The 11030-nt window shown below is 39.1% G+C and carries 14 protein-coding genes; 6 read left to right on the top strand and 8 right to left on the bottom strand.

What is annotated here, in order from left to right:
• From G4P69_RS12430 to G4P69_RS12420, 3 genes are all read left to right on the top strand, one after another.
• On the top strand, positions 1-807 hold an 807-nt coding region (locus G4P69_RS12430; RefSeq protein ID WP_208350075.1), incomplete at its 5' end, for a WD40 repeat domain-containing protein.
• A 278-nt stretch (positions 808-1085) separates the two neighbouring features.
• The gene (locus G4P69_RS12425) at positions 1086-1853 is read left to right on the top strand and encodes a Uma2 family endonuclease (protein WP_208343783.1); all 768 of its coding nucleotides are present in this window, start codon (positions 1086-1088) and stop codon (positions 1851-1853) included.
• Positions 1840-2292 (top strand): GNAT family N-acetyltransferase, encoded by a 453-nt coding sequence (locus G4P69_RS12420; RefSeq protein ID WP_208343782.1) that lies wholly within the window; start codon positions 1840-1842, stop codon positions 2290-2292. The genes G4P69_RS12425 and G4P69_RS12420 overlap by 14 nt, the downstream gene beginning before the upstream one ends.
• Before the next feature lie 221 nt (positions 2293-2513).
• On the opposite strand, the gene G4P69_RS12415 is transcribed toward G4P69_RS12420, so the two are convergent.
• The 4 genes from G4P69_RS12415 to hemH form a co-directional block, all read right to left on the bottom strand.
• Entirely contained in the window at positions 2514-2708 is a 195-nt protein-coding gene (locus tag G4P69_RS12415; protein WP_208343781.1) for a hypothetical protein, read from the bottom strand.
• Between the two features lie 138 nt (positions 2709-2846).
• Positions 2847-3341 carry an ureidoglycolate lyase gene (locus G4P69_RS12410; protein ID WP_208343780.1) on the bottom strand — a complete coding sequence of 165 codons (495 nt, stop codon included), beginning with the start codon at positions 3339-3341 and terminating at the stop codon, positions 2847-2849.
• Between the two features lie 15 nt (positions 3342-3356).
• On the bottom strand, positions 3357-3797 hold the full coding sequence (locus tag G4P69_RS12405) for a DoxX family protein (RefSeq protein ID WP_208343778.1): 441 nt from the start codon (positions 3795-3797) through the stop codon (positions 3357-3359).
• Between the two features lie 2 nt (positions 3798-3799).
• Positions 3800-4963: a ferrochelatase gene (gene hemH / locus G4P69_RS12400; protein ID WP_208343776.1), complete on the bottom strand. Its 1164-nt coding sequence runs from the start codon at positions 4961-4963 to the stop codon at positions 3800-3802.
• A gap of 60 nt (positions 4964-5023) precedes the next feature.
• On the opposite strand from hemH, the gene G4P69_RS12395 reads away from it, so the two are divergent.
• The gene (locus tag G4P69_RS12395; RefSeq protein WP_310833869.1) at positions 5024-5671 is read left to right on the top strand and encodes a class I SAM-dependent methyltransferase; all 648 of its coding nucleotides are present in this window, start codon (positions 5024-5026) and stop codon (positions 5669-5671) included.
• Between the two features lie 224 nt (positions 5672-5895).
• Complete coding sequence (locus G4P69_RS12390; RefSeq protein WP_208343772.1) at positions 5896-6165, top strand: GlsB/YeaQ/YmgE family stress response membrane protein; 270 nt, start codon at positions 5896-5898, stop codon at positions 6163-6165.
• A 179-nt stretch (positions 6166-6344) separates the two neighbouring features.
• Here the strand turns inward: G4P69_RS12390 and G4P69_RS12385 are convergent, their stop codons facing one another.
• Positions 6345-7589 (bottom strand): glycosyltransferase, encoded by a 1245-nt coding sequence (locus G4P69_RS12385; RefSeq protein ID WP_208343771.1) that lies wholly within the window; start codon positions 7587-7589, stop codon positions 6345-6347.
• A gap of 290 nt (positions 7590-7879) precedes the next feature.
• Between G4P69_RS12385 and G4P69_RS12380 the strand changes: the two genes are divergently transcribed.
• Positions 7880-8836, top strand: a complete 957-nt coding sequence (locus tag G4P69_RS12380; RefSeq protein ID WP_208343770.1) for an RsmB/NOP family class I SAM-dependent RNA methyltransferase — start codon at positions 7880-7882, stop codon at positions 8834-8836.
• Positions 8837-8939: 103 nt separating this feature from the next.
• Here G4P69_RS12380 and G4P69_RS39165 read toward each other — a convergent pair whose 3' ends face one another.
• The 3 genes from G4P69_RS39165 to G4P69_RS12370 all read right to left on the bottom strand — a co-directional run bounded on the left by G4P69_RS39165 (position 8940) and on the right by G4P69_RS12370 (position 10988).
• The gene (locus tag G4P69_RS39165) at positions 8940-9701 is read right to left on the bottom strand and encodes a sensor histidine kinase (protein WP_243902533.1); all 762 of its coding nucleotides are present in this window, start codon (positions 9699-9701) and stop codon (positions 8940-8942) included.
• Positions 9694-10179: an MCP four helix bundle domain-containing protein gene (locus tag G4P69_RS39160; protein ID WP_243902532.1), complete on the bottom strand. Its 486-nt coding sequence runs from the start codon at positions 10177-10179 to the stop codon at positions 9694-9696. Before G4P69_RS39160 ends, G4P69_RS39165 begins: the two co-directional genes overlap by 8 nt.
• Before the next feature lie 416 nt (positions 10180-10595).
• Positions 10596-10988 carry a PPC domain-containing DNA-binding protein gene (locus G4P69_RS12370; RefSeq protein WP_208343769.1) on the bottom strand — a complete coding sequence of 131 codons (393 nt, stop codon included), beginning with the start codon at positions 10986-10988 and terminating at the stop codon, positions 10596-10598.
• Between the last annotated feature and the right edge of the window lie 42 nt (positions 10989-11030).

Raw genomic sequence — 11030 nt, 5'->3', positions numbered from 1 at the left:
AGTGGCGGTGCTGACTCTTGGGTGCGCTTGTGGGATATTCGCAGTGGTGAATGCCGCAGCATTTTGCAAGGGCACACTAGTTTAGCACGTTCAGTTGCCTTCAGTCCAGATGGGGCAACGCTTGCTAGTGGTAGTGAAGACTGCTCAGCGCGTCTGTGGGATATTAAAAGTGGTGAATGCAGCAGCATTTTTCAAGGCCACACCAGTTTAGTACGTTCAGTTGCCTTCAGTCCAGATGGGGCAACGCTTGCTAGTGGTAGTGGTGACTCTTCGGTGCGCTTGTGGGATGTTCACACTGGTGAATGCCTGAAGATTTTGCAAGGGCACACCAGTGTAGTAAATTCAGTCGCTTTCAGTCCCGATGGAGTAACGCTTGCCAGTGCTAGTGCTGACTTTTCAGTACGCTTGTGGGATATTAACAGTGGTGAATGTCGTAACATTTTGGAAGGGCACATTAGTTTGGTGCGTTCAGTCGCTTTCAGTCCAGATGGTCAAACCCTTGCTAGTGGTAGTGGTGATTCTTCCGTGCGTCTGTGGGATATCAACAATGGTAAATGCCGCAACATTTTGCAAGGACACACCAGTTGGGTAAGTTCCGTTGCGTTCAGTCCCGATGGTCAAACCCTTGCCAGTTCTAGTAGTGATCAAACGCTTAAGCTTTGGGATGTTAAGACAGGTCAGTGCCTCAAAACCCTAATAACTGAAAGACCCTATGAGGGCATGAACATTACAGGTGTCATAGGTTTAACCGAAACTGAAAAAACCACCCTCAAAGCTTTAGGCGCGGTCGAAGAGTTAACAACGTAATATTCTACACAAGTAAAGTGCTATCTAAACCCAATACCTATTGGTCATATTTCCCAAACTCTCTTGATAGAGTGTTTTATCCATCAGATATTGAGCTATCAGCTTTACTACTGCCCTTTGAGGGATTACTCTAAAATTAGAAAGATGCTGTGTCTCAAAAGTCAGGTAATTTAGATGAGTGAATTGGCGATCCGCTTTTAGGCAGCAGTACTTTGCGATCGCGCCGATAACGCCAATCGAATCAGGTAACCCAAAAACTAAACGTATCAGGGTATACTATGTCACCTAATACTGTTCAAAATCAAAGTCTATCAGGAGCTGATATCCCAGATTGGGAACCGCCCGAACCACCTACAGATTTAATTTTTGACGATGGAGAACCCTTGGAAAGTAACCGCCACCGCATTGCAATGAATGTTTTAATTCGGTCTTTGGAACAAGCCTGGACAGACCGTAATGATTACTTTGCAGGTGGCAATATGTTCATTTACTATAGCCGTACCCAAGCAAGAAATCGGGATTTCAAGGGACCAGATTTTTTTGTGGTTCTCAACGTTGAAGACTCTCGTTCTCGCCAAGGTTGGGTTGTGTGGGACGAAGACGGACGCTATCCAGATGTAATTGTTGAATTGATGTCTCCTTCAACAAAAAATGTTGATCTACGTGAGAAGAAAAATATTTATGAAAGAGTTTTTAGGACTAGGGACTATTTCGTTTTTGACCCCTTTGATCCTACTTCTTTACAAGGATGGAGCTTAGATATAAATTTTCACTATCAGCCTTTAGTTGCTAATGAACAAGGTTGGTTGTGGTGCGAAACTCTGGGATTTTGGTTGGGAACCTGGGAAGGAACGATCAGCCGAGAAAATGCTTCTTGGTTACGATTTTATGACCGCGAGGGAAATTTAGTTTTTCTACCAGAGGAAGCAGAACGCCAACGAGCAGAAGCAGAACACCAAAGAGCAGAAGCACAACGCCAACGGGCTGAACGGTTAGCTGCACGTTTGAGGGAATTAGGAGAAAATATAGACGATGATGAGTCTTAATTTTAGAACCTGCTCTGAAAGTGACTTGGTAATAGTACAAAAGTATGTACTTTCTCTTTACCAAGAAGATCCACCAGAGATGGGAATGAACTCTGAAAAATTCCATCGAACTTTCAAGGAGTTTAGCAATAAACCTGAGAAAGGACTAATTATAGTTTTTGAACAGGACAACACAGTTGTGGGCTACGCGATCGTTGTCTTCTTTTGGAGTAATGAATATGGAGGTGATTTTCTTGAGGTAGATGAACTTTTTGTGCAGGAAGATTATCGGGGTAATGGTATTGCTACTGCTTTTTTTGAGTGGTTAGAAAAAACACGGAGTAGCTCATCAATAGGACTTTCTCTACAAGCAACTCCATCCAATGATCGTGCAGTTGCATTTTATAAGCGTCTTGGTTTCCGGGCTTCTTCTAACCGTCATTTAATCAAGTTGTTATAGTAGCTATATGATTTAAAGAGTCTGCGTGTTAGAAGGCTAGGCTCTGAACGCAAGAATTTCGGAGGGACTCGTGTTCGTCTAGAACCAGATGTTGCTAAGATATTTCCAGATTCCGATGCGGTTAATGAGGCTCTAAGATTTCTAATTAGAGTCATGCAGAAAAGCAACCCTGCTGCATCAAAGATTGCGCCTAACAGTACAGATTGGGAATTTCTGGCTTTTTAAATCTTCTCTACTTTGCTAGAGGCTTCTACAGACTCAGATTGCTGTTGTTTTGTGGTATCTATCAGCTGATATTGTTTTTGAAGTTCGATGTAATAATTCACTAATTTCTGCGGATCGTGTCCGTACTCTTGAGATATGCAATGTCGCGCTTCTCTTATTGTCTCAATTGCTGGATCATCTTTCAACATCATTTTCCGCTCCTATTAACTCTAATGGAGTAACAAGCATTGGGACATATAGACCAAGCATAATGTATACTTTGTGCTTCATCATCCCTACCAACTGATGCCAAATAGAACCTGTTCCTGACGTAGAAGCACCAAGGGAGACTAAACCATTTCATACTCTAGATTGTGACTTAGTGAAAAGTCATGAGTAAAATGGTCTACTACATTCGTATCACCTAATTCTAAATTATAGAAACTCACATTTTCATGCTCAAAGTATGGTCCCGCGTGCCAAGTACCTATCTCTAGCTTGATAAAGCAATTCCCTGGGATGCGGAAAGCCGCAATGTCTTCTATCTCTGGTTCATTAGCACTATTATTAGGAGGACACACTGCCATGAGCCAGTCCTTTCCTTCTAGAGAACCGAGACATTGAGTGCATTGCACATGACGGGTAATCTTATGGAATTTTCGTCCTCTGCGTTGCAGTTGCATGATGTAAAAGCGGGGAATACCTTTATCTAGTACTAATTGAGCATCTTCTGCATCAAAGGATTTACCGTCTTTACTAGGAAAAATCACTTGTCCATAGCGACGGAAATTTTCTGGTGTTATCCATTCTGCCCGCAATTGCTGTACTGTCTTTGATGTATTCATTTTATTTGGATCCAGTCACTTTAATTCCTGCATTTCTTGAGAAATGAGAGATTTAGGAATGATGGAGGCTTGTTTGTCCAAGTCTATTGGTTTTGTATACCACCAAGCCCAAGCAATAAACACTGCTTGGAAGGGGAGTCTTATAGCCTGTAACAAGTGTGAATCTGGTATATGGTCAATCTTAATGTGATTGACTGCCATGTTGATATTAGCTGGGTAAACAGCAATAAAAAGAGCTATTAGCCCCCATGCAGCAGCTTGGCTGACTGGTGGGACTAATAAACCAATACCACCTAAAATTTCATAAAAACCGCTGAGATAAACTAGCCCTACAGGAGAGGGAAGTTGTGAGGGGACAATTCTGGCGTATTGATCTGGAACGAGAAAATGCGTCACCCCTACTATGACTATAGAGACTGCAAGGATGACACGAAAGAGTTCCTTAAAGTTATTCATACCTATAAAAGCCCTACCATGTGCAGCAAACCGTGACCAGTCACTAGTTCGATGATCAACGCAATAAAGCCTAGCATGGCGATGCGACCATTCCATACTTCTGCTGAGGTAGTCATACCCCATTCCCATCTCTCCGGTGGGTATATTTTAACCTTTTTCTTCATTTGCGTGACTTGGGAGAGTTTGAGGCTAGGAGCTTCTAATGCATCAATAACCAAGTCTGCTAGTGCTTTAATAAATACTGGATTGGTGTTAAGTGCGGGTACTCGACGGAAGTTGTGAATTCCTGCTTCTTCTGCTAATTCCCGATACTCAATATCAATTTCTTGCAGTGTCTCAATATGTTCTGAGACAAAACTAATCGGCACAACAACTAAATCTTTCGTGCCTTTAGTGCCTAGTTCCTTGATGGCGTCTTCCGTATAAGGTTGTAGCCATTCTACAGGACCCACGCGACTTTGGTAAGCTAAGGTGTAGAAATTCGGTCGATTAAGGGTTTGCATAATGAGATAAGTGCATTCCTCGATCTCTTGCTCGTAGGGATCGCCTGCTTCTTCAACATAGTTTTTGGGCACCCCATGAGCACTGAAAAAGATATGCGCTTCGTCAGGATTGGCGATCTGACTTAATTCCTGTACTATGAGATCCGCCATAGCTTGCAAGTAGCCTTGTTGCTTGTGCCATGAAGGAATGACGGTGTAATTGATGCTTTGAAGTTTTGTGTTTTCTTTCCACAGTTTTTCTAATAATCGGAAGCTTGAGCCACTGGTGCTTATGGAAAATTGGGGATAAAGAGGTAGAATAACAAGGTGTTCTATTTTGTCTTGGATAATCTTGGCGATCGCCTCTTCGGTATAGGGATGCCAGTAACGCATTCCCACGTAGATAGTGGCTTCTTGTCCCAAAGCACCCAGTTGCTCTTTTAGGGCTTCTCCTTGAGCTTCGGTGATCCGACGCAGTGGAGAACCACCCCCGATCTGCTTATAGTTTTCTTGAGACTTTTTAGTGCGCCGTGAGGAGATAAGCCAAGCTAGAGGTCTTTGCAACCAAGGAAACGGTAGGCGAATAATCTCCGGATCGGAAAACAAGTTAAACAGAAATGGTCCAACATCCTCTAATCTATCTGGACCACCGAGATTGAGTAATAAGACGCCTACACGACCCATAACAGTACTATTCCCCCAACCTTTTCAGCTTTTTTACTAATGTTAACAATATATCTTTAAATAACAAACTTAAGGAAGGAAGCAGTGGCAACAATTTTTAGAGATTTAAGTTATCGCTACCAGTGGTTCTACGATGGAATCGCGCGTCTAGCGGCTTTAAATGTAGGCGGAGAGGCTAATTTTCGTAATTTAGCTTTACATGACTTAAAAATTGACTCAGACACCAAAATTTTAGATTTGTGCTGCGGTTGTGGACAAGCGACTCAATTTTTAGTGAAGTCTTCACAAAATGTAACAGGACTAGACGCCTCTCCCTTATCTTTAAAACGGGCACGAGAAAATGTCCCCCAAGCGGAGTACGTAGAAGCCTTCGCTGAAGAAATGCCTTTTGCGGATAACTTGTTTGATATAGTCCACATTAGCGTAGGACTTCATGAAATGGAGCAACAGCAATTGCGAAAAATTATTCAGGAAGTCTACAGGGTATTGAAGCAGGGCGGAGTATTCACATTGGTCGATTTTCATGCTCCTACTAATCCAATATTCTGGCCTGCTATATCACTGTTTTTGCTGTTGTTTGAAACGGAGACGGCTTGGCAACTCATAAAAACCGATTTGGTTAGTTTATTGAGGGAGATAGGGTTTGAAGTAAATAACCACAGGTTGTACGCGGGTGGAAGTTTACAGGTGATACAGGCAAGAAAGTGAGTTTGGGCATGGGGCATGGGGCATAGGAAAGGCACCCTGTGTCTAATGCATACGCAATTTTACTCTTTAGGACTGAATTATTAGGGTTTAACTATAAATCTTATGGTTCTATACCTTAAGAATTGGCCAACTTATTTCTGATGAAAGATGTGCGTACCTGGTTATACAAAATAAATTAATAATGTCAGTAAACACAATGGATTAAACAAAAGGAAGTTAACAGAATGAATCTTCTTGCTTGGTTAGTATTAGGTCTTCTTGCAGGCGCGATCGCTAAAGCTATTTATCCCGGTTATCAAGGTGGGGGAATTATTGCGACAATCGTTCTAGGTATTATTGGCGCATTTATTGGCGGAACACTGGGTATACTTTTGACCACTGGGCAGTTAGCTATAGCAGCACCTACTTTTAGTATTGCTGGATTAGCATTAGCTGTAGTAGGTTCACTAATTGCTATTTTTCTGTGGTACTCCTTTAATCGCAGAACAGTTTAGTATAGTTTCAAAAAAAATACTCATAGATAATTGCTCATATATACAATTATTTATGAGTTACATATATTGTTCATTTTGACGGTTTTATGACAAAAACAAAGACTCGTTCAACCAGTGCGAAGCAACAAGGCTAAGCTAGGTTGAGCGGGTTTTGAGCTTTGTGGTTACAGAATGAGAGACTATTTGACTTGTGTAACCCGCCAGCTCAGTTTTAGGTTAACCCAAAAGTTCCAAACAGTAGCGACGGCGATCGCAATTAAGTTGGCGATATAAGCATTGCGAATCATAAAGTTGTACACCAGATTTAGCACCACCACGTTCAACACAAGTCCCGCGAGGCAAATCAGATTAAATTTCAAAAATCGTTTTAAGCGCTGACGCCATTCCCGTTGGTGCTTAGAAACATCTCCAAAAGTCCAACTGTCATTCCACAAGAAATTATTAATGATCGCAATTTCACCCGAGATAATTTTGCTACGAGTTAAAGGCAAAGCCAGAGTGGTTGGATCATTGAGCAAGTAAAGCATTACCATATCTACAAATACTCCACTCAACCCTACTAAACCAAAGCGGATAAAGCGACCAATGGGGAAATTTATGCTTTGGCTAAATCTTTTGAGCCGCCCTGTAGAACTACGCAAAAGAAGCAAGTGATGTATATAATCGACATACTGCTTCCATGTCACCTTACTTTCACCTTCTTGACGTTCACAAAATACATAGCCAACTTCAGCAATTTTTTGTATTTTACCCCGACCGATAACCTCCAGCAAAATTTTGTATCCTATGGGATTAAGCACTGCACCAGCGATCGCACTCCGGCGTAGTAGAAAATATCCACTCATAGGGTCTGAAACCCTGCCAAGTACTCCTGGTAGAATAATTAATCCCAACAGTTGAGCCCCACGAGACAAAAAACGCCTAATAAAACTCCAACTACTGACTCCACCATCTTCTAAATGTCGGCTAGCAACTGCCAAATCTGTTCCGTTGTCAATTGCTTGTAATAATTGCAACAGCACATGAGGTGGATGCTGCAAATCCCCATCAATCACTCCTAAAACACGTCCTCTAGCAACTTGCCACCCACGAACCACCGCCGACGAAAGCCCCCGTTCATTTTGGCGTCTCATTACTCGCAAACGTGGGTATTCTTGGATAAGCGATTGTGCCACTTGCCAAGTTCTATCAGGGCTGTCGTCGTCTACCACTATCAGTTCGTAGTCTCCGTTTAACCCTTCATCTAGTAAATTACTTAATATCTCAACTACTTTGTGGATATTTGCTGCTTCTTTATAAGTAGGAATCACTAGGGAGAAGTGAACGGGTACACCGCTTAGATCGTCATTGGTAGGAGGCAATTCCAGAATCCGCAATTCACCTGTAGGTACAGGCAAAAGTGAATTAGGTTCGATAATACTCATGCAAAAAAGATTATCTGGGGAAACATTACTTTTAGTAATTATGCTCGAATAATGGTTTATCTAGTTTCAGTAAACAGAAATAATTAGTAATTTTCTTAGAATGTGAAGGAAATATTAAGGATAAAAACAATTTGCAGCATTTTATACCAAGTAAGGAGGAAAAACCCAATTACCAAAATATAGGATCTTCCTTAACTTGTGTAATCAGGGATTCCTGGTTGAGAGTATGATTCAAATGCTTGGGCTCGTCTCCAAAAAAACTAGTTATCTTATCTTAAATTGCTGTGTCTATGAACACACCTTCAAATTTATTAATTAAACTTTCACGACGTTTATTTGAAAATCTAAACGAACAAGAGAGATTTGTTGAGGCTTTAACTAACCCTCAGCCGTTCCATCCTTGTATTCTTTGGGGTACGGAAAAACCCGAAATTCCACCATTTCAGGTGGAAGCACCATCACCTTGGCAACCCAACTTTATTGATCGTTTATCTTTAGGACAAAAACCCGGGCAACATCCCTTACATGAAAAAGGAAATTTTTATTGTTTAGATTTTTCTTCTGTGTTTGCAGCTTCAACTTTATTAACCATTAGTGACCATATAGATTTAGTTCTTGATATGTGTGCTGCACCAGGAGGAAAAAGTATTTTTGCCTGGAAAAATTTCCATCCTGATTTATTAATTAGTAATGAAGTCATTGGCAAACGGCTGGGAATGCTAATTTCCAACTTTAAAAGATGCCATATTAAGCCTTCTATTATAGTTAATAGAGATTCCAGTATTTTAGCCGAGATAATGGCATCATCTAGTCATTTAGCTATAGTAGATGCTCCATGCACAGGTCAATCTTTACTAGCAAAAGGAGAAAAAGCGCCTGGGTGTTTTCATCCAACTGCTATTAATAAAAGTGCCAATCGGCAGAAAAGAATTATTGCAAACTCTGCTAAAATAGTAGCACCTCAAGGTTATCTAGCATATATGACTTGTACTTATTCTCCTGAAGAAAATGAGCAAGTTAGCGAATGGTTCTTGGAACGATTTACCCAGTTTCAAGCAGTTGAGATTAATCATTTAAAGGAATATCAGTCGCATTTAACTACAATCCCTTGTTACCGGATGTTTCCTCAAGATCGTTTGGGTGCTGGTGCATTTACCGTGCTTTTCAAAAATACTGATGAGGGGGAAGTAAAGGAGGTAAATATGAATCTTTTGTCTGGAGTCTGGACTAATATACTAGAAAAGTAGACGAGCTAGTGCGGTGCATAGCCACTTTTGCTAAAAAGGTAACAATAGAACTTAAGATTTCACGTCAGTTTGCTCAATTATGGAAAAACTGCTACCGCAAAGACTATTTGATTGGTAGGGTAATCGTGAACTCAGTACCTTTACCAACTTCAGAACTCACTGTAATTGTTCCATTATGTTTTTGAATAATTTGATAGCATATTGAAAGCCCTAAACCTGTACCTTTACCAACAGGTTTAGTAGTGAAGAAAGGATCAAATATCTTGGGTTGAATTTCTGGTAGTATTCCAGGTCCGTTATCCTGTATTTTTATATTAACTTGATTTTCTCCAAGTTTTTCCGTCAGGATAATAATTTGTTTATTAATTAATAATTTTTCACTTAACAAAGCATCGCTAGCATTCATAAGAAGATTCATAAATACTTGATTCAATAGCCCGGGATAACAATTCACGCGCGGTAAATCTCTATAATGCTTAACAATTTCAATTTCGTTATTAAATTTGTGATTAAGTATCAATAGTGTACTCTCTATTCCTTCATGTAAATCAACTTCTTTTATCACTGCTTCGCCTAAACGAGAAAAATTCCGCAAAGACAAAACGATGTCTCGAATTCTTTCACTACCATTGTTTATTGACGAAAGAATTTTAATCAAATCTTCTGAGATAAAATCTAGATCTATTTCTTTGATAGCAGTTTTAATTTCAGTACTTGATTCTGGATACTGTTGCTGATATAAATATACTATTTTGATTAAATCTTGTGTATAATCTTTAATATATTCGATATTAGAATGAATAAAGCTAATTGGGTTGTTAATTTCGTGTGCAATACCTGCTACTAGTTGACCTAAACTAGCCATTTTTTTCTGTTTGAATTAATTGAGATTGTGTTTCTTTTAACTCATTTAAAGTTTTCTCTAATTGTTGATTTTTGTTAAACACAAATCTATTATAGACCAAAAATAGTCCTCCAATTATTCCAGAACCTAAAAATAAGACAATCGTTATTTCTATGTTAGATATTTCAACAGCTTTTTGCTTTTGATTTTCATAAAAATTACTCAAGCTATTTATCTCATTATTTAGCATGAGGAAAGTTGGGTCTACCTGTTGACTAACAAATTCCATCGCCTGCTTAATTTTATGTTCATTAATTAATCTTATTTCTTGCTGTAATAAATTTATGTATTTGTTATACATATCGAATATTTTTTTTATTTTTGATTTATTTTTTTCATTATCATCAATATTTTTTAAGAAAAAATACGCTGATTTTTGGGCTTCATTTATTTCATCACTTAATTCCTTATCAAGTTTTTTTTCGCTATTAACTTCCATTCTAGTGAATCTAGAACGTTCAAATATCTAGCAAATTCTGTTAGAAAATTTTTTGATTTATAACTTTTTTCAGCAGAGGTGTTTATATTTAAAATACTGGTCCGCGCCATGATCGCCATGAATATACATAGGCATAATACTGTCGAAGGGCGAACCCATTTTTTGAGTTTGATCATAATTCAATACGATACAAATATGTATAGTTACAATAAGATAATTCCCAAAATATCGGTCAAATAACATTTGTACAATATTGAAGATTTTTATAGCTCCTCTTACTGCTAAGTAGATTTCAAAAATAAATTATTCGTCATTAGCTCTTAGTTGCACACCTAGCGCATTAAGCCTACTCTAACGGCGTCTCCAAATCGAGTTAGAAAAGCCACCCAGACGATCAGATGAGCTTTTAGTAAACACTATCCCTTGATTTCTAATTCTTTATAGCCTGTTTCTGAGTCAATATTCCTAAGAAATACATGCTCTTGGCTATTGCCAATGATTATTTCAGCAGTTGTGTAGATAATGCACCCATCACTAAGATGTCCACCTAAAGTTTTGCCTTGTTTATCGGAAATAGCTATATGCAAATGTACTCCTGTAGTCGCAATTGTTCCATTAAGAGAAAGAATTTCAAATTTCTCTGTTAATACTGTACTAGCTTCTTGATTTGCAAAGCGAATCGTTGCTTGTTTCAAGCTACCAATCGCAGTCAATATAAATCCAGCTTTAATATCTTGTTTCTCAGCAAAATTCTTTAAGCTTTTTCTTAAATCTTCATTTGGTTTTAGCCTGACTGGAAAAATTTTCATAATTCACATTCAATAATATTATTCTCGTTTAGATACAATCTC

This window comes from Aetokthonos hydrillicola CCALA 1050 (genome assembly GCF_017591665.1).
GTDB lineage: Bacteria > Cyanobacteriota > Cyanobacteriia > Cyanobacteriales > Nostocaceae > Aetokthonos > Aetokthonos hydrillicola.
Note: the sequence above shows the minus strand (reverse complement) of the source record. Positions and strands in the feature narration are given on the sequence as shown.